Below are 15,517 nucleotides of genomic sequence, written 5' to 3' on the forward strand. Positions count from 1 at the left end.
GTTAACAGTGAGTACGTTCCACTATCAGCAAATAGCGTACCAATGCGATATTATTTTATAAGTAATTGATTTTATGATATTTATTTTATTATCGTGGGTTGGTGAAGATTGTTGGATTTGTATGATTTGGTACAAATCGTTAACGACAAAATGTAAGCGTTAGGGCGGGAAGGTGTAGCGTTATGTGCAGGCACACTTAAATATAAATGCGTGCCTGCGGATTTTATTTATTTGGGGATTTCTGAGGGTTTGTAATTACTGAAATGGCCTTCGCGGGCTGCATGACTACGTGCACGTTTGCGCAAGACGTCAATCTTGCTTTTGGGCATAGGCATGGACACGAGTTTTTCCAGTTGTGCGCTACCACATTCCGGGCATGCTATTACGGTGGTAGATCGGACCAGTAACTCGAATTTATTGTTGCAATTGCTACAATGGTAATCATAAATAGGCATATATCCTCCTGTAGGAAAGCTTACAAAAATGTACATCTATAGTCCTAGTAGCAAAAAAAATGCCATTACTGTTTGATGGCATGTGTTAATTGCTCCCGAGTTATGCGTTCATGATTATAAAAAGATTTTTTTATTAGATACCGTGTTTCCGAGATGAAATAGGCGGTTTGCCAGTAAATAAGAGCGTGCTTGTTGAGCAAATTGCATGTCAGTGATTTGTAAGTGTTTGTCCAACTTGATTCTGGGTACATTTTTTGCATTAGAGAAACATTATTTAGGTATTGTAAAAACATGCCAAGGTATTCGGTGGGTAATCTAACGATATGATTATCTTTATATCATAAGTTTGGTGGCGATATTTGGGCTTTAAGCAAGCGTATCCAATATGGAATTTAGGAGTGACAAATGGCTAAAACACTGGATGTAAATAGGCGTTTGGAGTTGTCCACCATTTATGAAGTTGGCAAAATTCTGAGCTCTTCGCTCGATTTGTCCAAGACGTTCCGTGAGGTTTTAAATCTGTTATCCATTAACTTGGATACGCGTCGAGGGATGATTAGTTTGTTGCAAGAGTCAGGTGAGTTGCATTTAATTGGTGCAAGCGGCTTGTCGGCGGATGAATTTAAGCGCGGACGTTTTAACTCTGGGGAAGGTGTAACAGGTCGTATCCTGCAAACGGGTATGCCAGTCGTTGTGCACGATATTTCCAAGGAGCCGCTTTTTCTCAATCGTACAGGCTCGCTAGACGAAGTAGCAACCCATCCTATTGCTTTTATTGGTGTGCCGATTAAGGCTGGATCAGAAACGATCGGTGTGTTGAGTATAGATCGCTTGGCAGAAAAACAGGGTCAAAAATTTCAGGATGATGTTCAGCTATTGACAATGGTGGCTAATCTGATTGGGCAGGTTGTGCGTTTGAACCAAACTGTAACGGCAGATCGAGCACTACTACTGCAGGAGCAGCAACGTCTGAAAAGCGAATTGCATGGTAAATACAGTCTAGATAATGTAGTAGGCTACTCCAAGCCCATGCAGGAAGTTTTCGCGCAAGTGCATCAGGCCGCGCCTGGAAATGCTACTGTGTTACTGCGTGGTGAGAGCGGTACTGGTAAGGAAGTCATTGCTCGTGGTGTACATTTTCTCAGCCCACGTAAGGACGGCCCCTTTATTAAAGTTAATTGTGCTGCGTTGACTGAAACCCTACTCGAATCTGAATTGTTTGGCCATGAAAAAGGCGCTTTCACGGGTGCACAAGCTGAACGTAAGGGACGCTTTGAGCAAGCTCACGGCGGAACGCTGTTTCTGGATGAGATCGGCGATATTTCGCCCGCATTTCAGGCCAAGCTGTTGCGTGTATTACAGGAGCGAGAATTTGAGCGCGTTGGTGGTAATCGTTCCATAAAGGTCAATGTACGTTTGATTACTGCGACTAACCGCAATCTGGAACAGGCGGTGTCTAAGGGTGAGTTTCGGGCTGATCTTTATTACCGCATCAATGTAGTAAGTATATTCCTTCCACCGCTGCGTGACCGGCGCGAAGATATACCTTATCTGGTGGAACGTTTTCTCAGTAAATTTAATCAAGAAAACAAGCGCAAACTTACTTTGTCGCCTGAGTCTATGCAAGTGCTGGTTAACTGTTACTGGCCAGGTAATGTGCGCGAATTAGAAAATTGTGTAGAGCGTACAGCTACTATGGCACGTACCAGTGTTGTTCGCGAAGTCGACTTTCCTTGTCAGCATGCCAAATGTCTCACTCAGACACTGCACGGCGATGTCGTGCCTATTCCCATTGTCATTCAACCTGTGCACGCTGAAAAGAAGCCTGCGATAACTGATAGTGCCAGTCATGAGCATGTGGTTTCTGAACCTGTTGCCGTATCGCCTCCATCCACTGAGCGCGAACGGTTGATATGGGCACTGGAACAATGTGGTTGGGTACAGGCGAAAGCGGCACGTTTGCTTAATATTTCACCAAGGCAGATGGGTTACGCGTTATTGAAATACAACATAGAAGTGAAGAAATTCTGAGGGTTGGCAAGTATCGTGGTAATTGCAATACGGCTGGGTCAGAATGTTCGTTAAGTATTTCGTTACTTAAATTTGAGTTAGGGCGGCAATGGAAAGTACAAGCGTATTTGAACATAATCGCGTGATTTTGTGCCATTTTGACAGCTATAGTGCGGCCTCAGTGTTTGCGCGATATGGAACTAGCATATTGGCGCCGGTACCTTTGCCAGAAGATGCCAGTGTCATGGCTGAGCCTGTTGATATTGGCGAATACTATGCACCGGAAGTAGTAATGGCAGCGTTATCTGCATTGTATGGCTACAATCTGGCTGAAATAAGATCTGTCCCAGGTTTTCAAGTATGGATGCACAGTAGTTCAGGTCCAATTCGCATCCATCTTCTATGCTTTACTACCCTTGATGCACCTAAGGCAGCAATAGAACCTAATGGCGGTTTATTCAAATCTATCAGTGAAATGCGTGGCACGCCGATGATAGAGCTAAACCTGCTACGACTAGCGTTTGATTTGGTGATGAGTGGAGGGTGAGCCTGCTGTATTGGGTCGTGGAGCGACAAATCTAAATATTGGAGATAAGCAAATTGTCTTCAAACTTTTATTTGTAAATCAATTTTGTTGGTGCGCCCGACTGGAGTCGAACCAGTGACCCTTGGCTTCGGAAACCAATACTCTATCCATCTGAGCTACGGGCGCTTTGAGTTCGACAGCATAGCGATTTTAAGGGTTAACGTCTATAGATTTGGTATTTATCCATGTTGTTGATAGGTGGATTTTTCATATGGTGCTTTTGCGATTGAAGAATTGACGTTATAATCGCGGTTATTCAAAATTTATGACATTTTTTAAGGATGCAGTAATGAGTGATGAACATGCAAAAATGACTAAAACGACTCCCCAGCAATTCTTTTTTGCTTTGTGGGGTGGTTTGTTTGCACCGCTATTTGCGATTTTGTTGATTGTAGGTTTAGTGGCAAAGATACAAGGTAGTCACTCCCATGAAGAATCAATGGCGTATAACGATGCGGCTGTTGAGGAACGTATTCATCCAGTAGGCGAAATTAGTCTGGCTGATCCTAATGCAGTGCATGTTGATAAAACAGGCGCTGAAGTATTTGCTGCTGTTTGTATCGGTTGCCATGGTACTGGGGCATTGGGTTCACCAAAATACCAAGATAAAAGTGCTTGGGGTCCTCGTATTAAGCAAGGTTATGATACTTTGATTCAGCATGCTTTAAGCGGTATTCGTCAAATGCCAGCACGTGGTGGTAATCCTGATTTGACTGATACTGAAATCGCAAATGCGGTGGCTTTCATGGCGAATGCAGGTGGTGCTAAGTTTACACCGCCTGAAGCAAAAGCGCCTGCTGCTGCACCAGCGGGTGCAGCTCCGGCAGCAGCTGCGCCAGCACCAGCAGCAAAATAAGTTAGTGCTCGTTAAAAAGGCGCTCTATTGCAGAGCGCCTTTTTTATTGCCTGTTGTCTGTTTGGTAAGTGGTTATAAAGTACGTTCGGGTACACGCTGCGCACGAGCACAGAGTAATTCATAACTGATAGTCCCGGCTGCTGCGGCGACGTCTTCAACAGGTAAACCCTGTCCCCACAATATCACCTGGCTTCCTACCTTGGCATCGGGGATTTCAGTCAGATCGACAAATAACATATCCATGGAAACTCGCCCCAGAGTGCGGGTACGTACGCCATTGACCAATATGGGTGTGCCAGTAACTGCATGGCGTGGATAGCCATCGGCATAACCACAGGCGACGACACCAATACGACTATCACGGTCAGCAACCCATAAACGGCCATAACCCAGTGCATCACCGGTTTTGAGTGTCTGTATGGCAATGATTTGACTGTGCAGGGTCATCGCTGGGCGTAAGTTTAAGCTGGCAGCAGATGTGTCAGCGAATGGTGATGCGCCATAGAGTGAAATGCCAGGACGTACCCAGTCACGATGTGTATCTGGGTAACGCAGGATAGCTGCGGAGTTGGCCAGACTCATAGGATAAGGCAGTAGTGCAAAATGTTGCTGTATCTCCGCCAGTTGCGTGGCTATGCCATATTGATCATCTGCAGTCGCAAAATGGCTCATTAATGTAATGGGCGAGAGTGTGGGTATAGACTGAATTTGCGCTAAAGCTATGCGGAAGTTTGCGGGCGGGAATCCCAGGCGATTCATGCCGCTATTGAATTTGATAAATACGGGTATGGATTGTTTTAATTTGGCGGCGCGTAACCAGTTGATTTGTTCACTGTTATGAATAACCAGACTTAATTGATGTGTGACGCACAGGCTGATTTCTGACGCATCAAATATTCCTTCTAATAGCAGTATGGGTTTGATCCAGCCGAGGTCGCGTAATTGTATGGCTTCATCTACTGAAGCAACGGCAAAACCATCGGCATCCCACAGCGCGTAGGCAACACGCGCCAGACCATGGCCATATCCATTAGCCTTGACCACTGCCATGACACGGGAATGAGGCGCGTGGCGACGAGTAACCGATAAGTTATGTTGTAGCGCTTCGGTGTCGATATGCGCAAATATCGGACGTGACAATTAATAGTCCCCGCTTTGTCCGCTGGCGTAGTTTTCAAAACGGGTATGTTCACCCAGGAAGGTGAGTCGTACTGTACCGATAGGGCCGTTACGCTGTTTACCAATGATGATTTCTGCGCTGCCTTTGTCCGGGCTGTCAGGGTTATAGACTTCATCACGATAAATAAACAATATTACGTCAGCATCTTGCTCAATCGCGCCGGATTCACGTAAGTCGGACATGACAGGGCGCTTGTTAGGGCGCTGTTCCAGTGAGCGGTTGAGCTGAGACAAGGCGATGACTGGGCAGTTGAGTTCTTTAGCCAGTCCTTTGAGTGAGCGTGATATTTCAGAAACTTCTGTAGCGCGGTTTTCGCCGCTGGATACGCTGGACATTAACTGAATATAGTCGATGATAATCAGGCCAAGCTTGCCACATTGCCGATGCAGGCGGCGGGCGCGGGCGCGGAGCTCAAGCGAATTCAGTGCGGGTGTTTCGTCGATAAAGATGGGCGCATCGTTGAGTTTGCCGACGGCATAAGTCAGTTTTTGCCAGTCGTCATCTTGCAGCTTACCTGTGCGTAGTTTATGTTGATCCAGTCGGCCTATCGAACCTAGCATACGCATGACTAGCTGGGAGCCACCCATTTCCATGGAGAAGATGGCCACGGGAAGGCCGCTGTCTATGGCGATGTTTTCACCCATGTTAATAGAGAATGCGGTTTTACCCATAGACGGACGACCTGCGACGATGATCAGGTCACCTCCCTGTAATCCTGCGGTTTTTGCATCCAGATCAGCAAAGCCTGTGGGTATGCCGGTAACGTCACTTTGATTATCACGGCTAAAAAGTTCATCGATGCGTTCAACGACTTGCGTAAGCAATGGTTTCATTTCCAGAAAACCTTGCTGGCTGCGTGCACCCGCTTCAGCGATGTCGAATACTTTGGATTCGGCCTGATCCAGTAAGTCATTAGCAGAGCGTCCAGCCGGGCTATAGGCGGATTCAGCGATATCTGTGCCGACTTCGACCAGCTTACGCATAATCGAACGGTCGCGCACGATTTCCGCATAGCGTCGAATGTTGGCAGCTGACGGCGTGTTTTGTGCCAAAGCTACCAGATAGGATAAGCCACCCACATTACCCAGTTCACCCATGTTTTCCAGATGCTCGCCTATGGTAACGACGTCAGCGGGTTTGCCTTGCTCGAGTAGTTTTGTTACTGCCTGATAGATCAGCTTGTGATCATGGCGATAGAAATCTTGTCGCGTAACAACGTCAGCAATTTTATCCCAGGCGTTGTTTTCCAGTAACAGCCCACCCAGTATGGATTGCTCTGCCTCAACTGAATGCGGCGGCAATTTAATGGCGGCAAGTTCTTTATCAACAGGGGGTGAAAATTGGCTCATGGTCTGGAACGCGGATAAAAGTAGTGTTTATTTTAACACGCGTATGGGTTGTCGTTGATGCAGTGTGAGACCTAACAAAATTAAACCAGTGCCTAGCCATACTTGCCAGTGAGTGCTTTCATGATTCAGCCATAGACCTATTAATAACGCAGTAACAGGGGTAATCATAGTAATTAATGCCACTTGGCTCGCTGCAAGTTGTTGGGTAACAAAAAAATATAAGGTAAAGCCGAGTACTGAGCCGAATATGCCTAGATAAAGCGTGGACACAGCAGCCAGGGTTGACCAGTGTGGTATGTGTCCGAATGCCAGCCACCAGGCAGGTAGAAGCAAAGCGACCACTAAGCACAGCGCACCAGTAGTCAGTGCCAGCGGATGTATCGCTGTGCTTACCTGTTTTACCCAGACTAGGCTGGCGGATTGGGTAATAACAGCTGCGAGTATGGCGAAAAAGGCAAGCATGGCATCTGGTGCGATATGAGTACCCGCGCCGAAAATTACGCTTAACCCCATTAAGCCTAACACTATGCCTGCTATTTTTTTGCCAGTCAGACGTTCATCTTTACCCTGTAATGTGGTGATGATGCCGGTAAATAATGGTACCAAACCAAACAGGACAGCAATCAAACCTGATGGTACCTTCGCAGCACCCCAATACACCAGTGCCATTGCCCCGCCTATGCCGGAACCCGCAGCAATATAAGCGTGGATGGCAGCGCGATTGATGGGTAGGCGTATGCGAAATGCAGCGAGTAGAATGAAGCACAGCGCCATGCCCAGACTCATGCGGATCAGTAGTGGAAAAATAAAATCAGCGCCTATGCCGCTCCATTTAATAGCAAGCGGCGTAGTTGACCAGATAGCGATAACGCCAAAATAAGCGGCTATGACGCCAGGTGATTTAGGTGTCATAGCCCAGGTTGGGCGCCAGCCAGCGTTCAGCAGTAGTGATGTCCCAGCCTTTGCGCTGTGCATAATTTTCCAGTTGGTCACGGTCGATTTTGGCGACAGCGAAGTAACTGGACTCAGGATGAGAAAAATAAAATCCTGAGACGCTGGAAGCCGGCATCATGGCGTAGCTTTCGGTAAGCTGCATGCCAGTGTTTTCAACTGCATGCAACAGTTCGAATAAACCTGCTTTTTCACTGTGTTCTGGGCACGCAGGATAGCCAGGTGCAGGACGGATGCCGCGATATTTTTCCTCAACCAGGTCATCATTGTTTAAGGCTTCATCTGGCGCATAACCCCAGAATTCGCGTCGTACGCGTTGATGCATGCATTCGGCAAAGGCTTCGGCAAAGCGGTCAGCCAATGCTTTGAACAGGATGGCATTGTAATCATCCAGATCAGCTTCATAGGCTGCGACTCGCTCGTCCATGCCCATGCCCGACGTGACTGCAAAACCACCAATGTAGTCTGCCACGCCACTATCTTTAGGGGCGATAAAATCGGCCAGACACATATTCGGGCGGCCTGGCGGTTTTTCCATTTGTTGACGTAGTGCGTGGTAAGTCATTGCGACGGTGCTGCGGCTTTCATCGGTATAAATTTCGATGTCGTCGTTGACGCGATTGGCTGGGAATAGTCCGATTACGCCGTTAGCGTGCAGCCAGTTTTCGTCGATGATGCGCTTGAGCATGGCTTTAGCATCAGCAAATAATTTGCGCGCTTCCACGCCGACTATTTCGTCATCAAGTATTTTTGGGTAACGTCCGTGCAGCTCCCAGGTCTGGAAGAAAGGGGTCCAGTCGATGAAGGCTGCGATTTCCGCAAGCGGATAGTCGGTGAATGTTTGTATACCCAGTGTTTTTGGCACCGGCGGCGTGTATAGCTTCCAGTCAGTCACCAGCGCGTTGGCACGAGCTTGCGCCAGCGTGGCGCGTTTGGATTGAGCCTTCTTGCCTTTATGACTTTCACGGATGCGGATGTAATCAGCTTTAACTTCAGCGACATACGCATCATGCAACTCAGGTGAGAGCAGTTGTGTACATACGCCGACTGCCCGTGATGCGTCTTTGACGTATACCGTTGTGCCGCTGTAATTAGGCTCGATTTTGACAGCGGTATGAGCCAGCGAAGTGGTCGCGCCACCGATGAGCAGTGGTAGCTTCATGCCCAGGCGTTCCATTTCTTTGGCGACATGCGCCATTTCTTCCAGTGACGGTGTGATCAGACCTGACAGCCCGATGATGTCTGCTTTTTCATCGATGGCAGCTTGCAGTATTTTTGCCGCAGGTACCATAACTCCCAGGTCGACAACATCATAGTTGTTGCAGGCCAGCACTACGCCTACGATATTTTTGCCGATATCGTGTACGTCACCCTTGACGGTTGCCATGATGATCTTGCCCTTGGCCTGACTGCATTCACCACTCAGCGCTTTTTCTTCTTCAATGTATGGAATCAGGTGGGCAACAGCTTGTTTCATGACGCGGGCGGATTTGACCACCTGTGGCAGGAACATTTTGCCTTCACCAAACAAATCACCAACCACATTCATACCCGCCATCAGCGCGCCTTCGATGACGTGGATAGGGCGTTCTGCCTGTAACCGTGCGGCTTCAGTGTCTTCGATAATATAAGTGGTGATGCCTTTGACCAGCGCATGTGAGAGTCGCGCTTCCACAGGTAATTCGCGCCAGCTCAGGTCTTCTATCTGTTCTTTGGCTGTGCCTTTGACGCTATCGGCGAATTCAACCAGCCGTTCAGTTGCGTCAGGGCGACGGTTGAGAATAACGTCTTCGACGCGCTCAAGTAAATCAGCTGGAATGCTGTCATAAACGCCAAGTTGTCCGGCGTTGACGATGCCCATGTCCATCCCTGCTTTGATGGCGTGGTAGAGGAATACGGTATGGATTGCTTCGCGTACTGGCTCATTGCCGCGGAACGAGAACGATACGTTGGACACGCCACCTGAAATTTTGGCATAAGGCAGAGTGCGCTTGATTTCGCGAGTGGCTTCGATGAAGTCCACCGCGTAATTGTTGTGCTCTTCGATACCTGTCGCCACAGCAAAGATGTTGGGGTCGAAGATGATGTCTTCAGGCGGAAAGTTGAGTTGTTCGGTGAGTAGTTTGTAAGCGCGTGTGCAAATTTCAACCTTACGAGCTTGCGTGTCAGCTTGACCGATTTCATCAAACGCCATCACCACGGCTGCCGCGCCATAGCGCATGCACAGCTTGGCGCGGGCGAGAAACTCTGCTTCGCCTTCTTTCATGGAAATTGAGTTGACGATGCATTTGCCTTGCACGCATTTCAGACCCGCTTCTATGATAGACCATTTGGACGAGTCGATCATGATGGGTACACGAGCAATATCGGGTTCGGAGGCGATGAGGTTCAAGAAACGCACCATGGCTGCTTCTGCATCGAGCATGCCTTCGTCCATGTTGATATCGATGATTTGCGCACCTGCTTCGACTTGAAGTCGTGCTACAGCTAGGGCTTCGTCATATTGCTCGTTGATGATTAAACGCGCGAACATTTTTGAGCCAGTGACGTTGGTGCGTTCGCCGACGTTGACGAATAAATCACCTGCACCAAGATTGAACGGTTCCAGACCCGAGATGCGCAGTTTATGCTCGATGTCGGGTATTTGACGTGGCGGATATTTCGCTACGGCTTCGGCAATCGCAGAAATATGGGCAGGCGTAGTGCCACAGCAACCGCCGATAACGTTGAGCATGCCAGCTTGAGCCCATTGCGCTATGTGCGCAGTCATGGCTGCGGGGGATTCGTCATATTCGCCGAAAGCGTTGGGCAAACCAGCGTTAGGGTGTGCCGAAACGTAACAATCAGCCTTGTTAGATAACTCTTCGACATACTGGCGTAACTCTGCCGCACCAAGCGCGCAGTTTAGCCCGATAGATAACGGCTTCACATGGCGTACAGAATTGAGGAAGGCTTCGGTTGTTTGCCCAGACAGTGTGCGCCCTGAAGCATCAGTAATCGTGCCGGAAATCATAATCGGCAGGCATAGATTATGCTTGTCAAAGAACTGTTGAACTGCAAATAACGCAGCCTTGGCATTAAGTGTGTCAAAAATGGTTTCAACCATGAGTATGTCCACACCGCCATCGATCAATCCTCGGATTGCTTCGGTGTAAGTGTTAACTAACTCATCGTAACTGACATTGCGAAAGCCAGGGTCGTTGACGTCAGGGGACATACTTGCAGTACGGCTGGTCGGGCCTAATATGCCCGCGACAAAACGTGGTTTGTCAGGTGTTTTGCTAGTGTATTCATCCGCAGCGGTACGGGCTAATTTGGCAGCTGCATGATTGAGCTCATATACCAGATCTTCCATGTGGTAATCAGCCATGGAAATTGCGGTGGCATTGAAGCTGTTGGTTTCCAGTATGTCTGCACCTGCTTGCAGGTATGCACTATGTATTGCTTGAATAATATGGGGTTGGGTCAGACACAGCAAGTCGTTATTGCCCTTGAGGTCATGCGCAAAATCAGCAAAGCGTGTGCCCCGATAGTCTGCCTCTTCCAGTTTGTAGCTTTGTATCATCGTTCCCATCGCGCCATCAAGGATGAGTATGCGGTTTTTTAGTGCGGCGAGTAGTAGATCGGTGCGATTAGTCATGGCGAAAACGAGAATGACGGAAAGCTGCTTATGATACGTGGATTCAGCCGTTTAAACTAGATGAACTGCTGAGCGTTAAATGTGTAATGTAAGATAGATTATTACAGTTTAACTATGTGATTTAAAATAAAAATATGACAAAAAATATAAAGTTTGTTAGCATGGTTCAGTCTTTTGTAAGTATAGGCGAAATAAATTTTTCCTTTTTAAAACAGTGACATTTATTAGTAAAGGAGTGGAAGTCATGATGGACATAAACTCACAAGATTTGTCGGAATTTTTGTCGACAAACCCACATGCAACCGTTGTCGATGTCAGATTCGCAAACGAACGTGATGAATATGGGTATGTGCATGGTTCCAAGCATGTGCCGTTGTACACGGGTGATTGGGACGACAATCTTAATTTTGCTGATGAATTGTTCGCTGTTGCGTCGCAAGAAGAACCTGTGATATTTGTGTGCCGCTCTGGTAATCGTTCCTGTGTGGCATGTGAACTGGCGATAGAACTAGGTTACCAGCAAGTTTATAACTTGAAAGGTGGCCATGTGGAGCTGGTTAGTCATTTCACTGACAGGCTGGAGGACAGGCAACGATTGTTGCATATGCCCGCGTAACAACAGGCTGGATACTGATTCCATCGTTATCGCAACGATGAAAAATTGTACTTCTCGCTCGAGGTCGTTACAATCAGCATATGACACAAACTATCGACCTCACTGGACACTTTCTCATTGCCATGCCCGGCATGGAAGACGAGCGTTTTTCACGCACGTTGACGTATATCTGCGAACATAATGAACAAGGTGCGTTAGGCATCATAGTGAATCGACCATTAGATATCGATATGACTGATTTATTCAAGCAGATCGATGTGCCTCTTACCTATCCTGATATTGCTGCTGATCACCTCTATTTTGGCGGGCCCGTTGATGCTGGGCGTGGCTTTGTGTTGCATCAGCCTGTGGGTGACTGGCAAGCCACTCTGGAAGTGCTTGATGGTGTTGGCTTGACGACTTCTAAAGATATACTGGAAGCGCTGGCAGAAGGTCATGGGCCAGCCAGATTAATGGTATCGCTGGGTTACGCTGGCTGGGATGCAGGGCAGCTGGAAAACGAAATGGCGCAAAATGCATGGTTGTCTGTAGCAGCCGATACACATGTGTTATTTGATTTACCCGCTGAAGAACGTTTGCTTGCGGCAATGCACTTGCTGGGTGTGGATTTCGCCAGTTTATCGGAAGAAGCTGGGCATGCCTGAGTTGAAATCAGGCACATTGCTTGGTTTTGATTTTGGACTTAAACGAGTGGGTGTGGCAGTCGGTACGTGGGAATTGGGATTGGCGCACCCACTGGAAACAATTAGCAGCGAAATAAATACAGCACGCTTTGCCCGAATTGCTGAGCTCATCAGCCAGTGGCGGCCTGTGGCGTTAATAGTGGGGATGCCACAATACGATGATGGTGCACAGCATGAATTTGCACCTACCTGTTTGCGCTTCGCTAATCGATTGCATGGTCGTTTTGGATTGCCTGTGTTTTGGGTCGATGAACGATACAGCTCAGTGGCAGCAAGCAGCGTCTTGAATGAGCAGGGCGTCCGCGGCCGTAAACAAAAGCCGATGTTAGATCAGGTCGCCGCGCAACAGATTTTGCAACAATATTTTGATGAATCGGATTCAGCTCATGAACTTACCTAGCGCAAACAGTTTAATCGCGCAGCTTGCCGCCACTATTAAGCCTACTCTAACCAGCAATACCGTGTTGGTCGGTATGCATACTGGAGGGGTATGGGCGGCGGAGCACTTACATCCTTTACTGGACGGAAACATGCCGCATGGCAGTTTGGATATTTCATTTTACCGGGATGATTTTGAGCGTATAGGCTTGCATGCACAGGTAAAGCCTACCCGTTTGCCATTTGAGGTTGAAGGCCGAGATATTTTGTTAGTAGATGATGTGCTTTATACAGGCCGTTCAGTGCGTGCTGCGATGAATGCTTTGTTTGATTATGGTCGTCCTGCGAAAATTCGACTGGCTGTGCTAATAGACCGGGTTGGCGACCGGCAATTGCCGATTGCTGCCGATTTTGTCGGTGCGGCATTGCACGTACCTGGTCATCAGCATATACATCTGGTGCGTGATGGTGACTTACAACTTGATTTGAAATTAGTGGATATCTCATGACGATTAACCCTCAACTTAATGCTGACGGCAGCTTGCGGCATTTATTGACTATAGACGGGCTGCCACGTGCGATTTTGACGCATATTCTTGATACTGCTGAGGGTTTTATTTCAGTGAGTGAGCAGGAGGTTAAAAAAGTACCTTTGTTGCGCGGCAAGGCAATTTTTAATTTGTTTTTCGAACCTTCGACACGGACACGTACGACTTTTGAAATCGCAGCAAAGCGACTTTCGGCAGACGTCATTAACCTTAATATCAACGCATCCAGCCAAAGTAAGGGCGAGACCTTGCTGGATACGGTGGATAATTTAGCTGCCATGCAAGCTGATATGTTTGTTGTGCGGCATGCACAATCGGGTGCAGCACATATGATTGCGCGGCATGTGGCGCCACATATACACGTGGTAAATGCAGGCGATGGTCGTCATGCGCATCCCACCCAGGGATTGCTGGATGTGTTTACCATCCGTAAATACAAGGGTGAGTTTCATAACCTGCGTGTCGCTATTGTTGGTGATGTACTGCATTCGCGTGTTGCACGTTCACAAATCCATGCGCTGACTACACTGGGCGTGCCTGAAGTGCGTGTCATTGCCCCTAAAACGCTATTGCCTGTCGGTGTTGAGCAAATGGGTGTGCATGTGTATCACGACATGCTGCAAGGGTTGAAAGACGTGGACGTGGTAATCATGTTGCGTTTGCAAAATGAACGTATGCGTGGTGCGCGCCTGCCCAGCTCGCAAGAGTATTTCAAATACTACGGTCTGACTCAGGAAAAACTGGCGTTAGCGCGTCCAGATGCCATCGTTATGCATCCAGGTCCTATGAACCGTGGTGTGGAAATTGACTCATCTGTCGCAGATGGCAAACAGTCTGTGATATTGCCACAGGTGACCTATGGTATCGCTGTACGTATGGCGGTCATGAGCATATTGGCGGGGAACTAATGAAAATAAAAATTAGTAATGGGCGTGTTATAGACCCTAAAACACAATTCGACAGTATTGCTGATGTCTATATCGCGGCTGGAAAAATAGTGAGTATCGGTGCAATGCCAGCAGGTTTTCAGGCTAATCGTGTGATCGATGCGACGAATCAGATTGTTTGTCCCGGTCTGGTTGACCTGGCTGCGCGATTACGTGAGCCAGGTTTCGAATATCGCGCAACGCTTGAGTCGGAAATGAATGCTGCGTGTGCAGGTGGCGTGACCAGCCTGGCTTGCCCACCAGATACTGATCCGCCATTAGACGAGCCCGGCTTGGTTGAGATGCTGAAGTTTCGTGCTAAAAATCTGAATCAGGCGCGTGTTTATCCTATCGGAGCGTTGACACAAAAACTGGAAGGTTTGCGACTCACTGAGATGGCTGAATTGCGTGATGCAGGTTGCGTCGGCTTTTCCCAAGCTGATGCACCCATAAGTGATACGCAAGTATTGGTACGCGCACTGGAATATGCTTCGACGTTCGGATTTACTGTGTGGTTGCGTCCAGAAGATGCCTACCTTGCTAAAGGTGGGGTTGCGCATGACGGATTCGTCGCAACACGGCTGGGTTTGCCGGCTATTCCTGTGAGTGCAGAAACAGTTGCAGTTGCGACTATCTTGCTGCTGGTGCGAGAAACCAATGCGCGAGTGCATTTGTGTCGATTATCCTCAGCGCAGGGGGTTGATATGGTGCGTCGTGCGAAAGCGGAAGGGCTGAATATCAGTTGCGACGTCAGTATCAACCACTTGCATTTGTCGGAAATGGACATCGGTTATTTCGATCCTAACTATCATCTGAGCCCACCGTTACGTTCTACCCGTGACCGTGAAGCAATACGTGCAGGTCTGGCGGATGGAACGATAGATGCGCTGTGCTCGAATCACACACCTGTCGATGATGATGCCAAACAAATGCCATTTGCCGAAGCTGAAGCCGGTGCGACCGGGCTGGAGTTGTTGTTGCCGCTGGCATTGAAGTGGGCGCAGGATCAGGGTGTAAGTTTGGCCAATGCGCTAGCGCGTATCACGCATCATCCTGCACAAATACTGGGTCTGGATGCGGGGCACTTAACTGTTGGGCAGGTTGCAGATGTGTGTATTTTCAACCCTGAATCTCGTTGGCAAGTTATTCCGGCTAATCTCAGAAGTCAGGGTAAAAACACCCCGTTTCTGGGTTATGAAATGCAAGGTGCGGTAACGTTTACTTTGGTTGATGGGCAAGTGGTGTTTGAGGCGAAAAAATAAGCGTTACATTTGCTGATTTGTACGCAAAAATAAAAAGCCACTTACTTGCGTAAGTGGCTTTTTAACGGTTAAAACAC

14 protein-coding genes and 1 tRNA gene are annotated in these 15,517 nt (G+C 48.0%); 9 read left to right on the forward strand and 6 right to left on the reverse strand.

The features are described from left to right. Positions 1-227: 227 nt before the first annotated feature. Positions 228-491, reverse strand: a complete 264-nt coding sequence (locus SFSGTM_RS02340) for an FmdB family zinc ribbon protein (protein ID WP_332836248.1) — start codon at positions 489-491, stop codon at positions 228-230. A gap of 369 nt (positions 492-860) precedes the next feature. On the opposite strand from SFSGTM_RS02340, the gene nifA reads away from it, so the two are divergent. Together nifA and SFSGTM_RS02350 are read left to right on the forward strand one after the other, a co-directional pair. Beyond that, positions 861-2,486 carry a nif-specific transcriptional activator NifA gene (gene nifA / locus SFSGTM_RS02345; protein ID WP_162083754.1) on the forward strand — a complete coding sequence of 542 codons (1,626 nt, stop codon included), beginning with the start codon at positions 861-863 and terminating at the stop codon, positions 2,484-2,486. 88 nt (positions 2,487-2,574) lie between these two features. Next, the gene (locus SFSGTM_RS02350; protein WP_162083755.1) at positions 2,575-3,012 is read left to right on the forward strand and encodes a hypothetical protein; all 438 of its coding nucleotides are present in this window, start codon (positions 2,575-2,577) and stop codon (positions 3,010-3,012) included. An 88-nt stretch (positions 3,013-3,100) separates the two neighbouring features. Here the strand turns inward: SFSGTM_RS02350 and SFSGTM_RS02355 are convergent. After that, positions 3,101-3,177, reverse strand: a tRNA-Arg gene (locus tag SFSGTM_RS02355). A 163-nt stretch (positions 3,178-3,340) separates the two neighbouring features. Here SFSGTM_RS02355 and SFSGTM_RS02360 point away from each other — a divergent pair. Then, the gene (locus SFSGTM_RS02360) at positions 3,341-3,907 is read left to right on the forward strand and encodes a c-type cytochrome (RefSeq protein ID WP_162083756.1); all 567 of its coding nucleotides are present in this window, start codon (positions 3,341-3,343) and stop codon (positions 3,905-3,907) included. A 72-nt stretch (positions 3,908-3,979) separates the two neighbouring features. Here SFSGTM_RS02360 and alr read toward each other — a convergent pair whose 3' ends face one another. Genes alr through metH form a run of 4 tightly spaced genes read right to left on the reverse strand, consistent with a single transcriptional unit; the run spans position 3,980 to position 11,027 of the window. Beyond that, positions 3,980-5,047: an alanine racemase gene (gene alr, locus SFSGTM_RS02365; RefSeq protein ID WP_162083757.1), complete on the reverse strand. Its 1,068-nt coding sequence runs from the start codon at positions 5,045-5,047 to the stop codon at positions 3,980-3,982. After that, complete coding sequence (locus tag SFSGTM_RS02370) at positions 5,048-6,436, reverse strand: replicative DNA helicase (protein WP_162083758.1); 1,389 nt, start codon at positions 6,434-6,436, stop codon at positions 5,048-5,050. It lies immediately after the preceding gene. Between the two features lie 27 nt (positions 6,437-6,463). Continuing rightward, positions 6,464-7,348: a DMT family transporter gene (locus tag SFSGTM_RS02375; protein ID WP_162083759.1), complete on the reverse strand. Its 885-nt coding sequence runs from the start codon at positions 7,346-7,348 to the stop codon at positions 6,464-6,466. Then, positions 7,338-11,027 (reverse strand): methionine synthase, encoded by a 3,690-nt coding sequence (gene metH / locus SFSGTM_RS02380; protein WP_162083760.1) that lies wholly within the window; start codon positions 11,025-11,027, stop codon positions 7,338-7,340. The genes SFSGTM_RS02375 and metH overlap by 11 nt, the downstream gene beginning before the upstream one ends. 244 nt (positions 11,028-11,271) lie before the next feature. Between metH and SFSGTM_RS02385 the strand changes: the two genes are divergently transcribed. The 6 genes from SFSGTM_RS02385 (at position 11,272) to SFSGTM_RS02410 (ending at position 15,440) form a co-directional block, all read left to right on the forward strand. Beyond that, positions 11,272-11,643 (forward strand): rhodanese-like domain-containing protein, encoded by a 372-nt coding sequence (locus SFSGTM_RS02385; protein ID WP_162083761.1) that lies wholly within the window; start codon positions 11,272-11,274, stop codon positions 11,641-11,643. An 80-nt stretch (positions 11,644-11,723) separates the two neighbouring features. After that, positions 11,724-12,287 (forward strand): YqgE/AlgH family protein, encoded by a 564-nt coding sequence (locus SFSGTM_RS02390; RefSeq protein ID WP_162083762.1) that lies wholly within the window; start codon positions 11,724-11,726, stop codon positions 12,285-12,287. Beyond that, positions 12,280-12,726, forward strand: coding sequence for a Holliday junction resolvase RuvX (gene ruvX / locus SFSGTM_RS02395; RefSeq protein ID WP_162083763.1), 447 nt, complete (start codon positions 12,280-12,282; stop codon positions 12,724-12,726). The genes SFSGTM_RS02390 and ruvX overlap by 8 nt, the downstream gene beginning before the upstream one ends. Next, positions 12,713-13,213: a bifunctional pyr operon transcriptional regulator/uracil phosphoribosyltransferase PyrR gene (gene pyrR, locus SFSGTM_RS02400; RefSeq protein WP_162083764.1), complete on the forward strand. Its 501-nt coding sequence runs from the start codon at positions 12,713-12,715 to the stop codon at positions 13,211-13,213. Before ruvX ends, pyrR begins: the two co-directional genes overlap by 14 nt. Next, positions 13,210-14,160 (forward strand): aspartate carbamoyltransferase catalytic subunit, encoded by a 951-nt coding sequence (locus SFSGTM_RS02405; protein ID WP_162083765.1) that lies wholly within the window; start codon positions 13,210-13,212, stop codon positions 14,158-14,160. Before pyrR ends, SFSGTM_RS02405 begins: the two co-directional genes overlap by 4 nt. After that, complete coding sequence (locus tag SFSGTM_RS02410) at positions 14,160-15,440, forward strand: dihydroorotase (RefSeq protein WP_162083766.1); 1,281 nt, start codon at positions 14,160-14,162, stop codon at positions 15,438-15,440. Before SFSGTM_RS02405 ends, SFSGTM_RS02410 begins: the two co-directional genes overlap by 1 nt. Positions 15,441-15,517 lie beyond the last annotated feature (77 nt).

Origin of the sequence: Sulfuriferula nivalis, assembly GCF_009937995.1 — a bacterium.
Classification (GTDB): Bacteria; Pseudomonadota; Gammaproteobacteria; order Burkholderiales; family Sulfuriferulaceae; genus Sulfuriferula; species Sulfuriferula nivalis.